The 22563-nt window shown below is 56.3% G+C and carries 18 protein-coding genes, 2 pseudogenes and 1 riboswitch; of the genes and pseudogenes, 10 read left to right on the top strand and 10 right to left on the bottom strand.

Annotation, left to right across the window (positions count from 1 at the left end; translation table 11 throughout):
* The first annotated feature begins 61 nt into the window (after positions 1–61).
* From ASD52_RS04860 to ASD52_RS04850, 3 genes are read left to right on the top strand one after another with little or no spacing between them, the layout of a single operon-like run.
* Positions 62–508 carry a transposase gene (locus ASD52_RS04860; protein WP_082557495.1) on the top strand — a complete coding sequence of 149 codons (447 nt, stop codon included), beginning with the start codon at positions 62–64 and terminating at the stop codon, positions 506–508.
* Between the two features lie 11 nt (positions 509–519).
* On the top strand, positions 520–858 hold the full coding sequence (gene tnpB / locus ASD52_RS04855; RefSeq protein ID WP_080579326.1) for an IS66 family insertion sequence element accessory protein TnpB: 339 nt from the start codon (positions 520–522) through the stop codon (positions 856–858).
* Between the two features lie 45 nt (positions 859–903).
* Positions 904–2604, top strand: coding sequence for an IS66 family transposase (locus ASD52_RS04850; RefSeq protein WP_057223325.1), 1701 nt, complete (start codon positions 904–906; stop codon positions 2602–2604).
* On the opposite strand, the gene ASD52_RS04845 is transcribed toward ASD52_RS04850, so the two are convergent.
* The gene (locus ASD52_RS04845; protein WP_057218751.1) at positions 2585–2818 is read right to left on the bottom strand and encodes a DUF6429 family protein; all 234 of its coding nucleotides are present in this window, start codon (positions 2816–2818) and stop codon (positions 2585–2587) included. The genes ASD52_RS04850 and ASD52_RS04845 overlap by 20 nt on opposite strands.
* Before the next feature lie 826 nt (positions 2819–3644).
* Between ASD52_RS04845 and ASD52_RS04835 the strand changes: the two genes are divergently transcribed.
* Positions 3645–4754, top strand: coding sequence for a class I SAM-dependent methyltransferase (locus tag ASD52_RS04835; RefSeq protein ID WP_156612899.1), 1110 nt, complete (start codon positions 3645–3647; stop codon positions 4752–4754).
* A gap of 49 nt (positions 4755–4803) precedes the next feature.
* A pseudogene (locus tag ASD52_RS36840) lies at positions 4804–5396 on the top strand (TOBE domain-containing protein); the annotation flags it as partial.
* A 137-nt stretch (positions 5397–5533) separates the two neighbouring features.
* Here the strand turns inward: ASD52_RS36840 and ASD52_RS04820 are convergent.
* The 7 genes from ASD52_RS04820 to ASD52_RS04790 form a co-directional block, all read right to left on the bottom strand.
* A complete protein-coding gene (locus tag ASD52_RS04820; RefSeq protein WP_057223289.1) occupies positions 5534–6463 on the bottom strand; it encodes a nucleotidyltransferase and HEPN domain-containing protein in 930 nt (309 codons plus the stop codon).
* Positions 6464–6562: 99 nt separating this feature from the next.
* Positions 6563–7942, bottom strand: coding sequence for a TRAP transporter large permease subunit (locus tag ASD52_RS04815; protein ID WP_057223284.1), 1380 nt, complete (start codon positions 7940–7942; stop codon positions 6563–6565).
* On the bottom strand, positions 7932–8738 hold the full coding sequence (gene thiD, locus ASD52_RS04810) for a bifunctional hydroxymethylpyrimidine kinase/phosphomethylpyrimidine kinase (RefSeq protein WP_057223274.1): 807 nt from the start codon (positions 8736–8738) through the stop codon (positions 7932–7934). The genes ASD52_RS04815 and thiD overlap by 11 nt, the downstream gene beginning before the upstream one ends.
* Positions 8735–9391, bottom strand: coding sequence for a thiamine phosphate synthase (thiE, locus tag ASD52_RS04805; protein WP_057223269.1), 657 nt, complete (start codon positions 9389–9391; stop codon positions 8735–8737). Before thiE ends, thiD begins: the two co-directional genes overlap by 4 nt.
* On the bottom strand, positions 9378–10118 hold the full coding sequence (locus tag ASD52_RS04800; protein WP_057223266.1) for a hydroxyethylthiazole kinase: 741 nt from the start codon (positions 10116–10118) through the stop codon (positions 9378–9380). The genes thiE and ASD52_RS04800 overlap by 14 nt, the downstream gene beginning before the upstream one ends.
* The gene (locus ASD52_RS04795; RefSeq protein WP_057223456.1) at positions 10115–11059 is read right to left on the bottom strand and encodes an ABC transporter substrate-binding protein; all 945 of its coding nucleotides are present in this window, start codon (positions 11057–11059) and stop codon (positions 10115–10117) included. Before ASD52_RS04795 ends, ASD52_RS04800 begins: the two co-directional genes overlap by 4 nt.
* A 37-nt stretch (positions 11060–11096) precedes the next feature.
* Positions 11097–11840 carry an ABC transporter permease gene (locus tag ASD52_RS04790; protein WP_057223265.1) on the bottom strand — a complete coding sequence of 248 codons (744 nt, stop codon included), beginning with the start codon at positions 11838–11840 and terminating at the stop codon, positions 11097–11099.
* Positions 11841–11980: 140 nt separating this feature from the next.
* Positions 11981–12083, bottom strand: a riboswitch (TPP riboswitch).
* A gap of 259 nt (positions 12084–12342) precedes the next feature.
* Between ASD52_RS04790 and ASD52_RS04785 the strand changes: the two are divergent.
* From ASD52_RS04785 to ASD52_RS04755, 5 genes and pseudogenes are all read left to right on the top strand, one after another.
* Positions 12343–13158 (top strand): annotated as a pseudogene (locus tag ASD52_RS04785) (IS110 family transposase); the annotation flags it as partial.
* Positions 13159–13791: 633 nt separating this feature from the next.
* Positions 13792–14952 (top strand): glycosyltransferase domain-containing protein, encoded by a 1161-nt coding sequence (locus ASD52_RS04780; protein WP_057223263.1) that lies wholly within the window; start codon positions 13792–13794, stop codon positions 14950–14952.
* Between the two features lie 277 nt (positions 14953–15229).
* Positions 15230–16072 (top strand): ABC transporter permease, encoded by an 843-nt coding sequence (locus ASD52_RS04775; RefSeq protein WP_057223261.1) that lies wholly within the window; start codon positions 15230–15232, stop codon positions 16070–16072.
* A gap of 283 nt (positions 16073–16355) precedes the next feature.
* A complete protein-coding gene (locus ASD52_RS04770) occupies positions 16356–17609 on the top strand; it encodes a tetratricopeptide repeat protein (RefSeq protein WP_156612896.1) in 1254 nt (417 codons plus the stop codon).
* Between the two features lie 239 nt (positions 17610–17848).
* Positions 17849–19047, top strand: a protein-coding gene (locus ASD52_RS04755) for an IS3 family transposase (protein WP_244497415.1) whose coding sequence is annotated in 2 segments (ribosomal slippage) — positions 17849–18110 and positions 18110–19047 — 1200 coding nt in all. Because the reading frame shifts where the segments join, the coding sequence is not laid out codon by codon here.
* A gap of 714 nt (positions 19048–19761) precedes the next feature.
* Here the strand turns inward: ASD52_RS04755 and ASD52_RS04750 are convergent.
* Both ASD52_RS04750 and ASD52_RS04745 read right to left on the bottom strand, forming a co-directional pair.
* Positions 19762–21288, bottom strand: coding sequence for a methyltransferase domain-containing protein (locus ASD52_RS04750; protein ID WP_057223251.1), 1527 nt, complete (start codon positions 21286–21288; stop codon positions 19762–19764).
* Positions 21289–21613: 325 nt separating this feature from the next.
* Entirely contained in the window at positions 21614–22411 is a 798-nt protein-coding gene (locus ASD52_RS04745; RefSeq protein ID WP_057223249.1) for a class I SAM-dependent methyltransferase, read from the bottom strand.
* Between the last annotated feature and the right edge of the window lie 152 nt (positions 22412–22563).

The raw sequence follows: 22563 nt of genomic DNA, 5'->3' as shown, positions 1-22563 counted from the left end.
CGTACGCATCCGAGGAGGGCCGCCTTGCTGAGAAGTGAGGCGAACTGGATGTTCTGTCTATATGGACGTCAATATAGACAGTGTGAGAACCGTGGATTTAACGATAGAGAAGCGGCCGCAAGTTAGCCGTATGGAGATTGTCGATAGCGGGCGGCGTCGCCGTTTCAGCAACGAGGCCAAACTTGCGATCGTGGCGGAGAGTTATTCTGCCCCGCGTCAGATCACGGCAACAGCACGTCGCCATGGGATCACACGCTTTCAGTTGAACGATTGGCGTAAAGCCGCTCGCGAGGGACGGCTCGGCAATGGCCGGGGGAGTGAAGGGTTTATTCCTGCACTGTTGGTCCCGGAGCCAGGCATGCCGGTTGTTGCGCCGACCAATTCTTCGACGGCACAAAGTGGGCTTATGGAGGTTGTCAGCGCGAATGGTCGCCGTGTGATCGTGGACCGCGATGTCGACGTTGAAGCGCTGCTTCGGATCATACGCGGGCTGGAGGCGCTGCGGTGAATCCGTTTCCGATGGGAACAGGGGTCAAGGTCTGGCTTTCGACGGGGTATACGGACATGCGCTGTGGCTTTCCCTCTCTGGCGCTTCGGGTGCAGGAGGTTCTGAAGCATGATCCGTTGTCAGGGCATCTCTTCGTCTTCAGGGGCCGCAGATCGGATATTTTGAAGATCATCTGGCATGATGGTCTGGGCGCCTGCCTTTTTACCCGGCGGCTGGAGAAGGGTCGGTTTATCTGGCCGAATATGGAGGGCGGCGCGGTAGCGATCTCACCGGCGCAATTGTCTTATTTGTTGTCCGGGATCGACTGGCGCAATCCGCAGGAAACCTGGCGTCCGACGCGGGTAGGATAGCATTATTGCATTGAAAATATTGAGTGAATCTGATCGAATGGCTTCATGACCTCGAAGCCTGTGGATCTTCCTGCGGACCTTGCGAGCGCCTATCTGGCGCTGCTTTCCGAGCGTGAGATGTTACAGGTTGAACGTGATGTCGTTATTGCCGAGCGCGATACCGTCGTCGCCGAGCGGGACATTGCGGTGGCGCAAGCCGCCAATGCGCAGGCCATGCTGTCGGACAGTGAGGCCTTGATTGCCAGTCTGGAACTGGCGATCGAAAAGCTGAAGCGCGAACTGCGCGGCCGGCGATCCGAGCGCACGGCGCGCCTGATCGACCAGATGGAATTGCAGCTCGAAGAACTGGTGATGGCGGCGGCGGAGGATGAAGCCGCAGCGCAGGCGGCTGCCGCCAAGACCTCGAGCGTGCGTTCGTTCACGCGCAAACGGCCGGTCCGAAAGCCGTGGCCGGAGGATATCGAGCGTGAGCGTGTGGTGATCGATCCCCCAGTCACCTGTGCATGCTGCGGCGGGTCGCGCCTGTCGAAACTGGGCGAGGACGTCACTGAGACGCTCGAGGAGGTTCCGCGCCGGTTCAAAGTGATCGAGACGGTGCGGGAGAAATTTACCTGCCGCGACTGCGAGGCGATCAGCCAGCCGCCGGCGCCGTTCCATGCCACGCCGCGCGGCTTCATCGGTCCTCAACTGCTGGCGACGATCCTGTTCGATAAGTTTGGAATGCATAGCCCTCTCAACCGCCAGAGCACCCGGTTCAAATGCGAGGGCATTGAGCTCTCGACCTCGACGCTGGCCGACCAGGTCGGGTATGGAACAGCCGCCCTACTGCCGATCTTTGATCTGATCGAGGCGCATGTCTTCGCGGCCGAGCGCCTTTTTGGCGATGACACCACCATTCCCATCCAGGCCAAAGACAAATGCACGACCGGGCGAATATGGACGTACGTGTGCGATGACCGGCCCTACGGCGGCGGCGCAGCGCCGGCGGCCATATACTATGCGTCGAGCGACCGCCGCGGCGAGCATCCGCAGAAACACCTGGCCGGGTATGGCGGCATTCTGCAGAGCGATTGCTACAATGGCTTCGAGCCGCTCAGTGTCGCCGAGAAGAAAGCGGTACCGATCACCTTCGCCTTTTGTCATGCACACGCGCGGCGCAAATTCTTTGAACTGGCCGACATCCAGAAAAGTGCCCGTGACCGAAAACGCAAAGGCAAGCCGATCTCGCCGATCGCCCTGGAGGCCGTCCAACGGTACGATGCGCTGTTTGAGATCGAACGCGAGATCAATGGATTGAGCGCCGCAGAACGGTTGGCCGCGCGGCAGGAAAAGAGCAAGCCGCTGTTCGACGACATGCACGAGTGGCTGAAACGGGAGCGCGCCGCGCTCAGCAAATCGTCCGAGGTGATCGAGCCGATCGATTACATGCTGAAGCGCTGGGATGGTTTTGCTCGTTTCCTGGAAGATGGCCGGATTTGTCTCACGAACAATGCCGCCGAGCGCGCGCTGAGAGGAATTGCACTCGGGCGCCGCAACTGGACCTTCGCCGGTTCCCAGCGTGGGGCCGATCGAGCCGCTATCATGCTCTCCGTCATCACGACTTGCCGTCTCAACGACGTCGACCCAAAGGCGTGGCTCGCCGATGTGTTCGCCCGCATCGCCGATCTTCCCGTCTCCCGCCTGCACGAACTGCTGCCTTGGCAATGGAAGACACACAAAGGGACGGCTATTGCGGCGGCCGCGTAAACAGCTCCCGGAACAATGCTTCCGAACGCTCCAAGCCTTCATCGGTCAGGATCAATGACTTCGACTTGTTGACTGGGTCGCCGATCATGCCCTTCTTGTGAAGCCGATCCGTCGTTGCCCAGTCGAAACCCTTCCAGGCACAACGCTCGTTATGTAGCGTCAGCCACAACAGCGCCAGAACGGCATCGTCGATCCTGTCCTCATCGATCTCCATGAACCGACGTTACCACGCGCGGCGCCCAAAATCCTGCGGCCCTGCTCGGATGGATACGCCAAAATCCTGCGGCCCTGCTCGGATGGATACGCATCCGCCAGAACGGCATCGTCGATCCTGTCCTCATCGATCTCCATGAACCGACGTTACCACGCGCGGCGCCCAAAATCCTGCGGCCCTGCTCGGATGGATACTGTCTTCGAGTGCCATTGCAACGTTCCTTTGAAACTAGGAAACGATCGCCCCATCGGGGAAGCGCCAGTTGGTGCTGTCGCAAATGGCCATTCTCTTGTTTGAGATCGCCATCTGAAACATACGCTAGAGAACACGGGTTGGCCGCAGCGGAAGGCAACGTTGCCACCGTGTAGGTCGGCAGGACGGGCGGCTTCTGATGTACGATTCTCTACGTGAGACACACCGCTCAGCGTCTGGATCACAGAATTACCCTGCGCCTGCAGGTTCAGCGGTACTTGCCGTGTGAGGCACCCGCCGAGCGTGCGAAGAAGGCGACCGCATGCTGATGCATGCCGGGGTCGATTGGCGCCAGCACATCCTTTCATGAAATGTGGGGCCTCCCTTCATCACGTGCCGCTTCGGTCTGGGAGGTCGAAAAACCGACGGCGACCACGGTTCTTCGATAGTCGCCGCGAGCATCGCCAAGGCGCCTACGATGGGTCCCGCGATCAACTGGATTCGACTGAGTACGTTATGCCCCTTCAACATCCGTGCGCGTTAGAACCCGCTAAAGTTGATTTTGCATCGTAATTTCTATTGCACATTTGGTTGCAAGCTGCTTTTGATTGCCACTCTCGGTGAGGAGGCCGCATTGAATCCACGCAACCCATACAGGCATCAGATATCCTTCGACCCACATGTTTGGCTCCCAAACACTGACAAAAAATATCGAAGCATTGTTGATCTGATAGACAGAGACTTTGTTGACAATTTGATAAGGTTTCGCCTGGAGGTCGCCCCGGGGGTTGTTCACTCACCCATCGTCACGAGCAAGATACTCTCCGCCCTCTCTGAAGCCGACATCGCTAAAGTGCGAGAGAAAGTAGTAGAGCTTGGCGGCGATGACCCCCACCCCCACCATCTGATCTCGATCGGCTCCCACCATTTCCCAGAAATGCGGGAGAAAATGCAAACCTCGATCGTCAATCCGCCCGACAACATCCATAGAATGCAACGCGGTCAATGGTATGTCGGTGATCTTTACAGCGCGGACATGGTTACTTCCACACTTTCTAACCTGGGCATTTCAATTGCGTCCAATGGCAACTACCTCGACTTCGGGTGTTCGTCTGGATCGCTCGTCCGTGCACTCAAAGCCTTTTCTCCCGAAAGTGTTTTCCACGGTGTCGATCCGATCGCCTCGTCAATCGATTGGGCGCAGCGCAACATTCCGGGCTCCCACTTCACCGTATCTGACACGTTGCCACCTCTGAACTATCAGGAACGTATCTTTCAGGGGGTGACCGCCATTTCGATATGGTCACATCTTGGCGAGAACGAAGCCCTTGCATGGTTTGATGAGATGCATCGCGTGATCGTAGACGGCGGTTGGCTTTTCTTTACGGCACATGGCGACACAGCAATCAGCCATTTCAACCGAGATCCTGGCTACAGCACCCGCAGAATCCTTGCTTTGCTCGAGGGGCTGATTAACAGCGATTTCGTGTTTGAGGAGGTTTACATCGGCAAGTCGCCGGAGGGGCTTTCGGCCACAGGGTACGGCAATGCGTTTTTCCGCCGATCATGGGTTGAGCGAAAACTTTCCAGGAAATGGGAGATAGTTCACTTTGGCGCAGCGGAGAACCAGATCAATCAGGACGTTTACGTGCTGAAGAAACGTTCGCTGACGTCTCGGCTGTCCTCGATGCTCACGTCACCGATCCAAAGCGCTTGGCGAAAAGGTACCAAGCCTCGGACATAACGCCTGCGAGCCGGCGATAGCGACGTCGTCGCCGGCGTTGAGCGTGACACCAGCGGCGTTCCTTTTCGATGAGCCGCTTTCGAACCTGGACGCCAAGTTAAGGGGTCAAGCGCATCGAAATCAAACGGTTGCAGAGGTCTCTTGGCACGACAAGCGTCTATGTCACGCATGACCAGATGGAGGCGATGACGCTTGCCGACAAGCTGGTGGTGGACAACGGCGGCAAGATCGAGCAAGTCGGATCACCCATCGAACTCTACGAAAAACCGGCCACCACATTTGTGGCGACGTTCATCGCTCACCGTCCATGACCTGCTCAAACATGCCGAAACACTGGAGGGCTGGGCAATCTCGCCGAATGTGCCCAAACCCACTGGCGCATTTACGATCGGCATCCGACCGGAAGACCTGTCCGTCCGCGAACCGAACGCAACGGACTTTGATTTCACCACCAAGGTGCGCATCGATAGCATCGAACTTGTCGGCGCGGAGAGCTATGTGCACGGCAAATTCGCCAACAGTCAGGATCCTGTGTTCCGAGTTCCAGGGCGATCGATAAGGCAGATCGACGACTATGTCGCTGTCGGAGCGCTGGCCAAGGACTTGCATGTGTTCAATGACAGGGGCCGGCGCGTGGACTAAAACCAGCAGGATTTGGCGGGCGGAGTGGTGGCAAAGCCGCTTCGCACTTCAGCGCTGTATAGCGCGCCTACCCGCGTTTCGATCGGAGAACTAACGAAGGACATCAAGATCACAATACAACAATCTGATATCGCTTTCTATTTTCTATTCTGCCTAGCGCTTTCGATTTCGGCTTTGAGTTTTTCGAGATGGTTACGGCAGGCTTTTTCTACGAGATCGATAAGCGTCTCGGTCCGGTCCAGTAGCCAAACCAATGCTTCCTCGGAAATTTCATAGTGCTGAGAATAACGTGCTTTTACATAGGCTTCATTGACAATATTAAACCATGAAACGAAACGCTGTTGATCAGCCCTCCAGACCTCCGCCAACTCCCTGTGCTGCTCTACGGCGCGACCGCGCAGGAAGCTCAGGTTATGGGATGCAGGACTATAGTTCGTCAGGACCAAAAGAAGTGTGGCGTATGCTTGTTCGATCGACTGATGCAGGAGGAAGGCGGCCTCCTTCAGGTTGTTTTCGCTCACGCAAAATCGAGCCGTCTTGGAAAATACCCTTGCATGCGGGAGACGGTCTTCGAAGTACCCCGTCGCGATTCGCAAGGCATCGACTTTGGAAAGCGGTTTCGGCACAGCTAATGGTTCGTCATCTAGTTCGCAGAGCACGATCCCTTCGTTTCGAATCTCAATAAAGAAATACTGGCCCTCGTAGAGAGAGGTATTCACCTCGCGCCGGGAGTGCACGATCAAGCTAGTGGGTGTGTCGATCCCAGACAGCCGCAGCAGTCGATCCTGTGCCTTCCCCCAATAATGCGTGAAGTCCGTCAGCTTGCTGTTGTTCACAACAACAAGGATATCGTAGTCCGAGCGATAGCCCTTCTTCGTATGCGGCTCATCCACCCAGTTTCCACGTGCGTAGGAGCCAAACAAAATGATCTTCAGTATCCGGCCCCGTTTTTTGAAGTCAGAGGTGCCGTCTTTCAGTGCATCCTCGAACTCCTCATGCAGAACCTCGACGACGCGAGCGAGTTCGCGCTGCTTACGCTCAGGAAGATGAGCGATGCTCGATTTCATCGGCGCGTGGCTGTGTTGTGGACCCTGCATTCGTCAACCTGTGGCATGCGACTCGCGACACTCTAAACCGCGGGCATGGCAGTGAGAACCCTAGCAATATTATGAAAAGCAAGAAGATTTCAGCTTTAGCGCCTTACCAGCCAAGCTATCGTAACCTGTTGCCTGCACGGACTCGATCGCTTCCATGCCCCCGACCTTGCCGGCGTAGGCCGCCCAGACTTTCCGAGCGCCCGCGATCCATTGGTCGCGATCCTCTGCGGCATGGATTCTCGCGCCAACAGCTTTTGCCGTCTCCACCGAAGCCACCTCATCGGCAACGATCAAGGCGTTGAAATGACGGGCGCCCTCACGCCCTGCGTCCCGGAAGACGCCTTGCTCCTCGCCAGACAGACCGTTCCATAACGGTTTGGCAAAAACAATTGCGCCCGATGCCCAGATGTGGCCGGTCTCGATGACTTCTGGCACGACTTTGTAAATGAAAGCGGCGGTGCCGAACGCCGCATTGGCGATCGACGAGCCGGAAGCGCCAGAAAAAAGCGCGCCGGTCAGTAGCACCGTCTGTCCGAGCCCGGCGCGACGATGGCCGACAAGGGCGGCGGCGAACCGAACCAGGTCGCTCGCAATCCCGGACGCGGTCAAAAGCGCGCCTGCGAGCAGAAAGAATGGAATAGAGGTCAGCAGATAACGCGACATGCCGGACAAAGTGGCCGCCGCCATCGCCTCCTCCGGCATCGGCGCGCCGAAAGCGACAGCGACATAGGCCGCGGCGATAGAGGCATGAGGGAGCGGCGTTCCCGCGAAAATTGCCGCAAGTGCAAGACAGCAAAGGATGACGCTGGGCGATGCCAGGCTCAAGATCGGCGCGGCGCCGACCGCCCAATGCAATCCGGCGGCAGCCACCAGCATCGAAACGAATTCGACGAGGCGACCCTCTGCGAGGTGGCGGAACAGAATCGCAACGATCGCCAGCACGCCCCCGGCACTCAACATGGACGGACGCAGTCCTTCGGCCAGGCCGAGCGACGGCGAAACGCCGCCAAGATCAAGAGCCGCTTTGCCGCTGCCCGATATCAGGATGATGCAAGCAAGCAGGGTGATGGCGCCGGAGAGCAGCGCGCGCAGATGCCGGGGAGCGAGGCGTCTTAGCCGGAACGACGGTTTTGCGCCCTCCCCGACAATCTGCAACGAGCCGTGCACAGTTTGCGCATGGTCGCGGCTATGACGAGACGCCGCTCCCCCCTCGAACAGATCGATCCGCAATCCGCTAGTGGCCGAGGCAAGCGGCAACCCGACTGAGACAAGTGCCACCAGCAACCAACTTGCTGCTTCCTCTGCACCAGTAAAACCGCTTGCCGCCGCATATCGGAGTACAACCGAAAGCGTGACGGTCCCGAGCAGGAGCGCAAGTAGAAACGCTCCGGCAAACTCGAGCGTCCGTTCCAGCCGTAACGAAAACGCCTGCGCCGCGCTAGCGAGCATTGGACCACCAGCGATGGAAATGATGGACCGGCCCCCGCCCCTGTCCGACCTTGAGATCGCCAGCGGCAACTATGGCGCCGTGCAGATAATCCTTGGCTGCGATCACGGCGTCTGCAAGCGACAATCCGTGTGCCAGGCCGGCCGCGATGGCAGCCGATAGAGTGCACCCCGTGCCATGATCGTTCGTCGTTTCGATGCGCGGTGCCGTCAGCCGGACGGGTTCTCCACCGTCGAAAAAGACATCCGTCGCTTCAGGGCCATGCCCGTGTCCACCCTTCATCAGCACCGATCGCGCACCGGCCTTCAGAATGATCTCGGCCTGGCGGGCCATCTCTGTCTCATCCGTCGCGAACGCGCGCCCGGTCAGCAATGCCGCCTCCGGCAGGTTGGGAGTGGCGATCAGTGCCAGCGGCAGCAACTGCTCGCTCAACGCAGCAATTGCATCTCGGCGTAGAAGCGCGTCGCCGGATGTGGCAACCATCACAGGATCGAGCACTGCCATCTTGCCGTATTGGCGAAGTCCGTCGACTATGATCGCGATCGTCTCTTCGCGAGACACCATGCCGATCTTCACCGCGCCAACGGCGAGATCCGAAAACACCGCATCCATCTGTGCTTTGACAATTGCCGGCGAGATATCCTCAACCGCCGTTACCCCCCTGGTGTTCTGCGCCGTAATCGCGGTGATGACGGTTGCGCCATAGGCACCGAGAGCCGAAAACGTCTTCAGATCTGCCTGGATGCCCGCCCCGCCGCCGGAATCCGAACCCGCAATGGTGACTGCAATGGCGGTCATCGGGAGGCCTCCCTCAGAGCCTTATCGACACAAGCGCGCAATTCGTATGTGGCCGCCGCCGGATCCACAGCCGTTGTGAAAATGACCGCGACACCGTCGGCTCCGGCGGCAACAACCTCCGCGGCGCGTTGCGAATTGATGCCGGCAATGGCGCCGACCGGCAGGTCCGGCTTGGCCGCCAGAAGCGCGGCACGAAGTGTGGCGAACCCTTCGAGGCCAACAGGCGGATCGGGGTTGTGCTTCGACAGCGTCTCATAGACCCCGCCGATGCAAGCATAGTCGATCGGCGAGGCAATCGCCGTCTCAGCGTCCGCTTCGTTCTTGACCGTCAGACCGATAATCGCGGTATCGCCCATGATCGAGCGCGCCGTTGCCGCATCCATATCGTCCCGGCCGAGATGAACACCATTAGCACCGGCTGCGAGCGCCACATCGATGCGGTCATTGACGACGAAGGGCACACCGGTGACTGCAAGAGCAGCGGCGATCGCCCGCGCCTGTTCGATCATTTCCCGTGTCGAGCTCGTTTTGTCGCGATACTGGATCAGCGTCGCGCCGTTGAGCGCGGCGATGTGTGCCAGATCAGCCAAACTCGCCTTGTCGCCGAGGCGGGCATCGGCGAGGGTATTGAGGCGAAAATCAACTTTCGGCATGGGAAATCCTGGCATTGGCAATGATATCCTCAGGGCAGAGCGCTGCGAGCGCATCGCGGAAAGCGACCTCGAAAGTCCCTGGACCATTCGAGTTTCGCGCGGAGATTTCGGCGGCGATGCCACTTGTCAGCAGTGCCCCCGCGGCGGCCTTCAGGCGATCTGGCTCGACGGCCATGAAAGCTGCGATCAAGGCGCCGGAGAGGCACCCGGTACCCGTGACCTGCGCCATTAGGGGGTGGCCGTTCTCAACCCGGATCGTATGTAGATCCAGTATGAGTTCATCGACTGCCCCGGTCTTGATCTTCAGCGCGCCATTGACCTCCCCGAAAAGGTCCATCTCGCTGGCGTTGCCGCGAACAACGGAAGGTTCGGACGCGACGAGTTCTCGGGCGAAGGCGAGCCGTGACGGCGAATAGTCGCAATGCACGGGATCGACGATCCACGGCTTGTCGGCATCGCGCGCAACCGCCGCTGCCAGGCGGATCGCCGTGCGGCGCTCTTCATCAAGCGTACCTAGATTGACGACGAGCGCATCGGCTCGCTGGGCAAAAGCCTTGACCTCTTCCAGGGCCGATGTCATCGAGGGGATCGCACCCAGAGCCGATAACCCATCGGCTACGAACTTCTGCACCACCGTGTTCATCAGGCAATGCACGCGGGGGCGGGTCTGCCGTACAAGCGCCAGCGATGCGGCAGCACTTTCGACGAAGTCCGATGTACCCGTCATCGGATTTCCACCGCGATATCGTCGACATCAGGTGCCTTGCCGATCAACCCGCTTTCGGAGAGAAAAGCGCCAAACCGCTCGTAGCGGCCACGGTCGAGCGCCGCCGGCCTTTTGGCGAAACGCGGCAGCGTGTCCGTGAATGCACTACGGTTGAGTTCGTCATCGAGGTTCGGATAGGCCTTGACGAACAGCTTCCAGGCTTCAGTCGGATGATTGGTGAGGAAAATCGCACCCTGCTCCACCGCGACCAGGAAGGGCCGCAAGCGCTTGTCGGCAACCTTTGCCTTGTCGGAAACGAAGACGAGTTCGTCATAAACAGGCACGCCATGCTCTTCTGGGAAGAAGGAACGGCCCTCATGCCCCTCGAGCCGCATCTGCGTCAGTTCAAAATTCCGGAAGCCGCCGATCGTTGCATCGACCTTACCGGCGATCAGGGACGGAGAAAGGGCGAAGTTGACGTTGACGAGTTCGACGTCCTCCTTCTTGAGACCGACCGAGGCAAGCATTCGGCCAAGCATCGCATCCTCGAAACCGGAGACGGAAAAGCCGATCTTTTTGCCCTTCAGATCGGCAAGGCTGCGGATCGGACCGTCGTCAAGGACGGTGACGGTGTTGAGCGGCGTCTCGACCAGGGTGCCAATGCGAACCAGAGGCAGGCCTGCAGCATGGTCAAGGTACAGGTTCGGCTGATAGTGCACGCCGATATCAGCCTGCCCCGCAGCGACGAGACGCGGAACGCTTGAAGGGTCTGCCGGTGGCACGAGCTCGACATCGAGCCCCGCCTTTTCGAACAGCGCGAGCTCCTTGGCGACGACGATCGGCGCATGGTCGGGATTGACAAACCACTCCAGCATCACTGTCAGTTTTTCAGCGGCAGTTGCTGAGCCAGTTGCAAAGACCACGCCGAGCGCGAGGCTGGCGGAAAGCAGAGATTTGCGGATCATGATGTTATGAACTCTCCCAATTGTCCTCAGAAATTCAGGGTTCCCGTGCCCAGTGCGCGAGTGGACGGGTTGCCTCATCGACCAGCAGCCTAAGGGCGACGGCAAGCAGGGCAAGAATGGCCATCGCGGCAAAGACGACATCCGTCTGCATGCGGGCATTTGCCTGGACGATAACGAAGCCGAGGCCGGCCGAGGCGCCGACCCACTCGCCAACGACGGCGCCGAGCGGTGCCAACGGGGCAGCAACGCGCAGGCCAGTCACTAAGCCGGGCAACGCCAACGGCAATCGCACAAGCCGCAGCGTCTGCCAGTGGCTCGCCTTGGTCAGCGCGACGGCATCAAGGATCTGCGCATCGGTGCGGCGCAGACCATCAGAGAATGCGGAAACAACGGGAAAGAAGATGATGATGGCCGCCATCACGATCTTCGAGACCATGCCAAAGCCGAACCAAAGCACCAGCAACGGAGCAATGACGAAGACGGGAAAGGCTTGGAGGACGAGCACGAAAGGCCAGACGAGCTTTCCGAGCCGCGGAAAAGCTGCCAGCCCGATAGCAGTCGCAACGCCGAACGCCGTGCCGACCGCGAGGCCGGCCAGCATTTCGGCGATCGTCACGAGACTCTGCTCGAGCAGAAATCCCGGCTGCCGTCCAAATACGGCCAGCACCTCAACTGGAGTGGGCAACAGATAGCGCGGCAGGGGGAAAACAAGCACCGCCAGCTGCCAGAAGACAGCAAGCACAGCAAAGCTGCGAACAAATGTGAAAGCTAGGCGCATCGCCGGTCAGCCGACGCAGCAACCGGATAAAAGGCGAACCCACCATCCGGCGGCAACTTAGCAAAAGACAGCATCGATCGATCTCCAGACAAAACATCACGGAGATCCAGGTGAAAGCGAAGACGCGATTAGTTTGCCGAAACTGGCTCTTTTCCCGTTCCTACGCCGGCATGACCCGGATCAGGTTCAAGGGTCCGGCTCACCGCCATCTCAGCACTGTGTAGTGCTCCCCTCGGAATAAGACAATTTATGAGTCAACCGTGTCAGGATGTCAATGAGAAGAGCTTCAAAGGCCTGCTCATGTCGGCGATGATCGTTTTGATCTCATCCACCAGGCCCTGATCAGCACGCGCTCTGCGATGTTTGATCGGGCGACACCTAAAGATGGTGTAACGGGCAGAACCCCGGCCCGGCAGGTTTGAAGGGCCGGTGGTCGTCCCTCACAATGATGGTGTCGCGGAGTCAGGAGTGGCCTGCTCCATAGCATCACGGAGAAACGACCATGAAGCAGTATGCGGGCATCGACGTATCATTGGAATACTCGAGTGTGTGCGTGGTGGATGCGGATGGCCGGATCATCCGGGAAGCAAAGATCCTCAGCGAACCCGATGCGCTGATCGCCTGGTTCGGCGCGCATGGCGTGATGATGGAGCGAGTTGGTCTGGAGGCCGGCCCCTTGTCTCAGTGGCTCCATGCCGGGATGGTGAAAGCAGGTCTTTCCGTCGAGCTGATCGAGACGCGCCACGTCCGTGCAGCCTTCAAGACGATGCCGGTGAAGACCGACAAGAAGGACGCGCGGGGCATTGCGCAGTTGATGCGGCTTGGCTGGTTCAAACCGGTCCACTGCAAATCTCTTGCCGCCCAGGAGGTGCGTGCGCTGCTGACCGCCTGCAAGCTCATTCAGGGTAAGCTTCACGACATCGAGATGAGCATCCGGGGCATCCTGCGCGGCTTCGGCCTCAAGGTCGGGCCGACGACCCGGCGCACCTACGCGGGGCGCATCCGCGAGCTGATTGCAGGCCATCCGACCTTGGAAGCGATCGCGACGGCACTGCTGAAGGTGCGCGACGTGCTTGTGCAGGAATTTGCAGGTTTTGAGCGCAAGCTGCGTGCCATCGCCCGCCAAGATGATAACGCACAGCGGCTGATGACGACGCCCGGCGTTGGCGTCCTGGTGGCGCTGACGTTTGTCGCGGCCGTCGACGCGCCGGAGCGATTCCGATCGTCACGCGCGGTGGGGCAGCACTTCGGATTGACGCCGAAGAAATATCAATCGGGCGAGACCGATCTTAGCGGTCGCATCTCGAAGATCGGCGATGGCAGCGTGTGAACTTCTATCTTAGGATTGTGACTGGTCATAATGGGCACATTACCTCGCTCACTTATTAAGTGGGAGATCATGTCCGTGGATTGATGGGGCCATTACAGGCCATTACAGAAGCTACATTCTTATAGCAGATTTATGTGTGAACGCCGATTTCGAATCTTTACATGACTGTGGCGGCTGCTTACTCACGCGCTGCCGCTGGATGTGTTTCTGCGAGCGACTTGGCATGAATGTTGGACGCACAACAAGGATGCCTGGTCGCGACAGACGGCAAACCTGAAACCCTTGCCCATTGGCGAGCTGGAGGTCACCGATGTTAACCGCGTCTATTTGGAACACGGCCGAGTCAAATGGAACAGATGGGCTATCGTCACGCGGGCAATCTACTGGCCGCCTAAGAATTCGCAGCAACGCTCCAACGCCGGCCGGACTTTAAGATCTCCACCCTTGAGGTGGTGGCCTTTCAAGAGTGCCCAAGCGACCGCAACAACCTCCCGACACCGACAAAGGCTTATGGAAAACACCTCAGGGATGGCGTCCTCATCCCACTCTTGTAGCTTTCTCGCTTCGATAGCAACATCGTGCATTTTGATATATACACAATCCAGAAACTAGGGGAGCAGTATGGCAGATAAGGTATGCGTCTTTACATGCAGTTTAGGTAATTACGACCCTCTACCAGAGTCTACTGTATTGAGGGATAGTGGTGTCGACGCGATCTGCTTTACAGACAACGAATTTCTTGAGAGTGAAACGTGGACAATTGTGCGCATTTCGCCGATATTTCCATCTGACCCTACCCGCAGCCAACGCTATGTAAAGCTTAACCCCCACGTATTTCTCCCAGACTATGACTTCTCTATTTACATAGACAGCACGATAGAGCTTCTCGTAGACCCTAAGCTCATTATCGAGAAGTACGACTGCCACCCCGTGACGTTTCAAAATCATAGTTTTAGAGATACTGTCCATGAAGAGTTCTTAGCAGTTCTAGACCATGGCTTTGACGACCAGGCGCGAGTATTCGAGCAGTTAAATCACTACCTTATGGAATCCGAACACATACTGTTCGAAAGACCATATTGGGGGGGAATGATCCTAAGGCGGCATAATAGCGACGAAGTTAAAGAATTTAGTCAAATCTGGTCGTCGCATATGCTGCGCTACTCTCGACGAGACCAGCTATCACTCAACGTGGCTGCTCACCTTGCCGGAATCACCGTTAATCGCCTGATGTTCGACAACCACTCTTCCCCCATTCATGTTTGGCGATCGGAAAACCGCGATAGGCTCAGCGGTATCCGCTCGCCCACAAAGAGCCACATGCCGGTTAGGAGCACTATCATTAATCTCGAGCGACGCTTAGCGGCGGTCGATGAGGCATTGCTGCTCGAACGGAGGACCAAGATTAAGATGGCTGAAGAGAATACAGAAGGCTCCCAAGGGCCAAACTTGATGATTGAACGCGAGCGAAATACAGCAGCCGACTTCGATCGCTTAGGAGGTATCGTCTTCAACGGCACCGACTCGGAGGGAGAGAGCGTAACTTTTGCGAAGGACAGTGTTGTCGCAGCTAAGGTTGCCGCCGGATCCACGCACGGGGAGCGGTACCTTTCGATATCAATGGATGGAAGTTTACGCGATGCTGCTGTTCTAACTACACCTTGGGGGAACGATGAGACCAGCCTTTTCCTACTAGTCAAGCATAATGACGAAATGCAACTCACTCGTGTCCTACTCGCAAATATTGAAGACGGAATGGCAACCTTAAAGGTGAAATTGTAAGCCCGAAGAGAGTGAGCCGTTCAAACTTGTAAGGGCCAATCTCTATAACTTGATGAGTAAAACTTGGCGAACTTACGTTCTCGCCAATGACTGGTGGTTGAAACGGCGCAGACCAGAAATTGATTGGCCCGTCATTGGATTCTATCGAACGGCCTACAAGCGCTGCGTTATTGGTGATATCGCGAGACTGGCGGGGCGGCATCAAATGTAAGAACGCCACGAAAATGGCTTCTTCTAATTGGATTGGAGCCGCGATGGTGATCCTCGAGGAAACACAATGGCAATGGCACGCATAGAAGGTTTGGAAAAGGGCGATACGAAGGTCATCAGGTTAGAGCAAGAGTCTGTGAAAACTGCCGTCGCGCGACAATTGAATGTAATGCATGCAGTTATCCTACGTGACATTCGTAGCCGCTATTTTAATCATGGTCTCGGCTTCCTGATGGTGCCGCTCATGCCCGTCGCCCATATTGTAATGCTGCTGGTGTGGTACAAAACGATGAACCGGGCCGCGGCTTATGGCGACGATCTCGTCCTCTTTTTTGCCACAGGCCTCATACCATCTTTGACCGCGTGCTACGTCTCCCGTTATATGTCTGTGTCCGTGTTAGCCAACAAAAACATGCTAGGTTTTCCGGCCGTTCATTTGTTGGACATTATCTTAGCGCGATCATTGCTTGAGATTTTTGGCATGCTTTTATCGGTCGCTTTCTTGCTAATAATTATAGTTTCGCTCGGCACAGATCCGTTCCCAGGAGACACCGCTAACGCCGGCCTCGCGATGGTATCCGCCATTTTGATCGGCGTTGGGGTAGGTATAAATGTGAGTGTTATAACCGCAATTTATCCTTTTTTTGCGACTATATACGCGCTGTTCACTGCCCTTATTTACATAACTTCTGGGGGGCCGATTTTTTTACATACCTATCCAGAGCAGGTTATCAACATTGCCACCTACAACCCCGTATTTCATGCGGTCGAATGGATGCGCTCATCGTACTACACTGGCTATTCGACGCAGTACCTAAGCAAAGGATATGTGATCGGCTGGGGTATTGGCAGCGTTGCTCTCGGCCTGCTAATGGAGCGCCTGCTCCGGCCACAAGTGATGAACGGCTGAAAGCGCAACTTTTATCACCAAACGAGGCTTCCCGAATTTATGTTTTGGATAACGCCGAGTACCAGGCCTGCCCAAGCAGAGAGTTGGTTTCGGGCGGTTTATCGCCGACCAAGCTGGCCACTTGCCAGATGATTAAATGCCTTGCACAAATCATAGAGAAGCGAAGCAAGGCCCTGCCCTATGCTTTGCAGCAGATCGCGCGCAGCAACAACAGATAGGGATAAAATTCTTGAGCGAAGCTCTTTTGGCCGAAGTTAGGTCCTCTCGAGGGAATCGAGAGCGCGTGAATAATCTCACTCTTCAAGCGTTGGCTATAGAACCCATGGACGCTCGTAGCCTTGTTGACATCGGCATAATTGCACGGGATGAGGGTTTTAGGGATCGAGCACTCGCTATATTCGATAGCGTGATAGCAGACGGCAGATGCCGGCAGATGGCGCTGTACGAAAAAGCTATCCTATTCTTGCACGAGGGCAACCACAAAACCGCCATCGCGAGCATACTCAAGGCTGTGGAGGCTGAGCCGAACGACGCGAGGGCAAATCTGCTCGCAGCAAAACTGCTATTCTCAATCGGCGATTTTGAGCGAGGAAAAAATTGCATTGATGCGCTCGACCCCGCGAATATGCCAACCGAAATCCATGCTGAAATGCGTGTAATAACACAGCTTGGCGACTTCCTTCGCAGTTTTCCTAGAGATTATGTACTTAACAAATGCTATCAGTACGAACTTTCAAATAGATGGCTAGACGTGAACCAAGTTGCAGAAACTGCAACTGCCGCCCTGCGCGAAGAGCGAGGCTACTCGCTCATCAGATGCGGAGACGGTGAAGGGGCCTTCTTACGTATCTCTAATACTGATGAAACTAAATTCAGCCATCTCTACGAATTCAACCGCCAGAATCGAGCTCAAGTGTGGTTTGACGGCACGATCGACATTCAGTCTTCAGGCTTCTCAAACGCTGCCTTTACTCTCAAGGACGCGATACTTAACGCCGATGTAGTGGGACTTCCCTATACCGGGTGGCTGGAACACGAATACAGAATATTGAGTCCTACGGGAATTTCAAGCTTGGCAAATCTCCTCCGGCTGCCTCTCAATAGCGTTCCTAATTTCTGCACGCAGCAAATTCATCTCGAACTCCATAGCACGAAACAGATCTATAACCTGATGCGCTCAGTCCATACGATCGGCTTGATCTCTTGTCATAGCCAATTGCCAGAAATGCTTAAGTCAAAATTCGGTTTTCTTGATGTGGACTATCATTACATACCCGGCGAGAAAGGCCATAGGCATCTCATTCCCGAAAGCTCTATCATTGGCGAGCATTGGCCGGACGGATACGAGAGGGTTATGGCGTCGCTCCGAAGGCCACTGGCCGGAAAGCTCTACATCGTCGCCGCAGGAATACTTGGTAAGCTCTACTGTAACCAAATAAAAATGAGTGGAGGCGTTGCAATCGACATGGGATCTATCGCAGACGGTTGGGTAGGATCACCAACACGACCAGGGCTGGTAAGTCTGCAGCTCGGTTGAATTGCCGCCACCGTCTGCGGAACTCGCGACTGAATGCCGCCGAACTTTTGACCGCACATTCAGCATGTCACAAGACGATCCGTTATCGGTCCAGTATACCGCCGGAGGTCGATCTGCGGGCGAAGCTGCGCGACCTCGCCAACGAGCGGCGGCGCTTCGGCTACCGACGGCTGTTGACCTGAGACCCTGAACTTCCTCCAAATTTTGGTAGAGTCCGTCACATTGAGGAGACGGACGGAATGAAGCGTGCACGGTTCACGGAACAGCAGATCATCGGGATACTGAACGAGCAGGAGAGTGGCCAGAAGACGGCCGATGTCTGCCGCAGGCATGGGATATCGGAGGCAACCTTTTACAAATACAAGGCGAAGTATGGCGGCATGGATGTTTCCGACGCCAGGAAGCTAAAGGCTTTGGAAGATGAGAATGCCAAGCTGAAGAAACTGCTCGCCGAAGCAATGCTGGACAACGCGATCCTGAAGGACGTCGCATCAAAAAAATGGTGACGCCCGATGTGAAGCGAGATGCGGTGGCTCATGTCTGCAAGGAGCATGGTGTGAGCCAGCGTCGGGCGTGCGAGGTTTTGTCCATTGACCGGTCGAGCATGCGATATCGCAGTATTCGGCCTGATGACGCCCATATCCGGGATGCCATGAAGAAGGTAGCGTCAGAGCGCCGCCGTTTCGGCTATCGGCGCATCCACGTGATGTTGGATCGGCAGGGTATCGTCATGAACCTGAAGAAGCTCAGGCGGCTCTATCGGGAAGAGAAGCTGACCGTCCGCAAACGCGGCGGGCGCAAGCGTGCCCTGGGAACCAGGCGGCCGTTGGSATTGCCATCGCGTCCCAATGAGCGCTGGAGCCTGGACTTCGTTAGCGACGCCTTCACCGATGGTCGCCGCTTCCGCGTCCTGGCCGTTGTCGACGACTTCACCCGTGAGTGCTTGGCGCTAGTCGCCGACACGTCACTCTCAGGGCTGCGGCTTGCTCGGGAGTTGGATACGATCATCGCACGGCGCGGAAAGCACTTCACCCGTGAGTGCTTGGCGCTAGTCGCCGACACGTCACTCTCAGGGCTGCGGCTTGCTCGGGAGTTGGATACGATCATCGCACGGCGCGGAAAGCCAAGGACCATTGTCTCTGACAATGGCACGGAAATGACCAGCATGGCCGTTCTCAAGTGGTGCCAGGGCACACACGTCGAATGGCATTACATCGCACCTGGCAAGCCGATGCAGAACGGTTTCGTTGAAAGCTTCAATGGCAGCTTCCGCGACGAATGCCTCAACGAAACCCTCTTCTCATCGCTGACACAGGCGCGGACGGACATCACAGCGTGGAAGGAGGACTACAACCGAAACAGACCACACTCATCGCTCGGAAATATCACACCCAGCGAATTCGCAATGAAAATGGCTATGGAAAAACAGGCCGCTTGAAGTCAGATTGAAACCAACGACTCTCCTGAAAAATGGAGGGAAGATGGGTCTCAGGTCAGTTCCCATGTGAGGTTTCTCCGCATGATTCATGCCGAAAATGAGCGATCTTTCGATACCGCGCTACGTGGGATGGCCTACCCGCTTACCTTGGAACCATCGGCGGGGCATTCCAACGGCCCGATAACCGAAACCGGGATAAACGATGCTGTCTTTGAAGCTTCCAACTTGGGCGGCGAGAACTTCTTTCGCCAGGCGTATATCTGCTGGGGAAGAATATCATGGCGCCGCGCTACAACCGAAACGCTGCCGTCGACACCGAAAGCTTCCTGCAATATCGAAAGCTTCAGCTCTGTGGACCACCGACGCTGTCGCTCGGCACCAGTTAGGATCTCAACTTTGGCCATTCATACCTAGTTACGTCACAGATGATTCATTTGTGACGTAACTTGCACCACCCGAGCCTTCCGCCAAAATCGGCTCACCGGACGCTCACGTCGTTTGCGACGTGTCTTAGGCGAGGGTATGGGATGCGTGTCGAAATTCTTGGTCAGGAACGGCGGCGGCGTTGGTGTGCAGGTCACAGCAGCGAAATCGACGCGCTCATGCCGTGGAATTACACTGCCTGAACGGTCTCAGCTTACCGCAGCGGTAGCCAAGCTGCTCTGAAAGAATCAGCAAGCTCACTTCTGCCCGAACAGATCTTTCGTGATGAGACTATTTTTTGGTGAGCACCGCAAGGTTATCGCGATAGTGGCGAGCGCCGCTTTGCATACTGTCGTAAAATTCGATAGTGGAGATCGACGATTCCAGTGCCGAAATTTCGTCTGGCGAGAGCCAGTCAGAAGGAAATTTGCCTGTAATCTCGAGCTGGGTCAGCAGCGCTTTTGTCTTGGCAATCCCAGGAATTTCGAGAGCCGGCGGCTGATCATTCAAATCTTCGATCCAGTATGTCCCACCGAGAGCAAGGTGTGGGAACAAAAAGCCTAGGGCGATTTGTTGGTGGTGAGACGCATGGCTCGCGTCATCGATAATGATGTCGAACGGACCAAAGTCTAAGACACGGCCAAGTTCGCGACGATTGCTCATATCACCGCGGAGTATTGTACAACGCTCAATCTTGAGATCTTGAAACTCATTGATGTCGAATCCAACAATCTCAGAGTTGGGGAAATACCTAGCCCACATTTCCATCGACGGAGCGCGGCGTCCGATGGTTCCACCTTGGTCCCGCCTCGATGGGTCATCCCAACCCGGATCACTGATGTGCAGGAGCCCAAGCTCCAAAACGCGGAGCGATCGGTATCTTATCGGTTCGAAGTATTCCGAATAAACCCGTGTATAGTGGTGTCGTCCATGATGCAAATCACCCTTGTCAGAGCCAAACTCGTTCGCTAATAGCGTAGCCACATTGGTTGGCCTCTCATCCCCTGTTTGAACTTCTTGTCGGAGACTCGCTCGCTTCGGGCCAGCCGCAGCCTTCTGCGCGATGAAGCCACACCACGGTTTAGTATCCTTCGGGAAGCGCATCCAGGGCCGCATAATCCTTGCGCGCTGGCCGAAGAACTTCGCGAGGCTATGGGTCACACCGCCTCTCCCGCTGATGGTAAAGTCGTTGCCTTCGGCCCAGCAGAGGTTCCACTGATGGAAGCCCTGCCACTTCTCTGCAACCGCCTCGTTGGCGAAGCCGTGGACGATCAGGAAGCCTCCAGGCTTGGTCACCTTCAACATCTCATCCAATCCGACGAGAGGATTGGCAACGTGATCAAGCGCGTTCCGGATGTGCGTGATGTCAAATTCCTCAATACCGAACTTCTGGCTGAGTTCCTCTACCGGGCACGCGGCCGGCAGAACGAGGCCCGTATACTTGCTCGAATCCCATAACTGGAGATAGTCGTCCGCTAGTGGGTCCGCTGCGTGCAACTCGACCTGCTCTCCCACGAAGCTACGCGACAGCATGCTAACGGGACCCGATCCGATGTCGAGCACCTTAGGTACTTTGCCGTGCCCATTCTGTACAACAGCGTATCCTTTGATAAACAGCTCCACATCCTGATCAATCTCAGGGTTCGGCTCGCGCGTGCAGAAATTCTCAACGAACCTCTCGCTCTGGCAAAACTCGCGCCAGAATTCAATCTCGTCCCGACATCCGTCATCACGGAGCGATTGTGAGACAGTAGCGATCGACCCACCACCGCTCCCGGTATCCCGCAGCTTTCCAGTCAATGATCTGAGCAAGCTCATTTGGCATCCTTCCGTTGTCGGGAGCTCTATCACCCCAGTAGTCCTCGGTGAAGTGCGAACTCGTGTCTCTTCTTAAAGTGGACCGAACCGCGTCCGGCAAATCTTCGGGATCTGCAGCTAGCCGCAACGTGGCGCCGTCGTTTCTGCAAAAAAAAGCCTGAACCTGCGGGCCTCGCCGAATGCTCACCGGCACTTCCGGCCAAGCTTGCGGATCAATATCGTTTCGCGGTGATGATTAGGGAATGATGGCGGCTCGGACACCTTCGGCTGGACCCGCTTTGTCTCAATGATATGCGCTGTAGTCACTGCAGCCGGCCCATTGTAATCATGGTCTCAGAACATCAAACGCAAAGTGCGTACAGAACATCAATCGAAACAAATTTGCTGACTTGATGTCTGCGCGCTTGAGCGCATAGTCCGCCATCATGTCGTGTATGCTATTGTTCGCATTTATATGATGGGTAAGAGAGTTTTCATCTGAAGCACTTGTGACGACGAGCAGACGACGGAGCAGGAAGCTGAATGCATCCGATCGTGGGTAAACCTTCTCAAGCATAAGTCCGGCATCTCGCGATGCAAGTTTCAAGCCGTAAGGCGTGAAGTTAAAAGTGCTGTAATCATGGATCTGCTCCATGTAGCTCACCGCGCCAATTAGACGGCCGCCTGGCTTAAGAACGCGAGCTATCTCGGCGAATGTGATTCTGATGTCTTGGATGTGCTCAAAAACTTGAAATGAGAAAACTACGTCGAACGAAGCGTCAGGGAATGGCAAGATAGTTCCGCCGTAGAAGAACATCTTGTGATCGTTCAATGTCTCAGCGGTTGCGGCGGCGTTGTCAGCCATACCTTCTCGATAATTCACGCCGGTCCAATCATAGCCCAGACCTTCTAGGAAGGGGCGAAAGCCCGCAGTTCCGCAGCCAAAGTCAAGAACACGTTTGCCAAGGCCTGCGTAATCGAAAGCTAAGTTCTCCGGGCTTCTGGCTTCTAGACTATCATGAGAAACAAGGTCACCGATCTCCGCCCAGTACGAGCCGTCGATAACAAGGCTGTCGCCACTCTCGAGAATTGCGGCAATTGTCGCCTCTAGAATTTTCTGCGCCGAAACTTCATTTCTGGACATGGGTGCCTACTGCAAGAGAAAGATTCAAGGATTCTGTGAGATCTATGTACGCCGACCCACCTTTACGTATCGAACCAACTTCTCCGTTCCAGAGGTTTCTGCTCTCTGCATGGCCCCTCATCCATTGATAACAATAACTCACAAGGCGCGCC

The organism is Ensifer sp. Root142, from assembly GCF_001426785.1.
Taxonomy (GTDB): domain Bacteria; phylum Pseudomonadota; class Alphaproteobacteria; order Rhizobiales; family Rhizobiaceae; genus Ensifer; species Ensifer canadensis.
The sequence above is the reverse complement of the archived record's forward strand: the minus strand, read 5'-3'. Positions and strand labels throughout refer to the sequence as shown.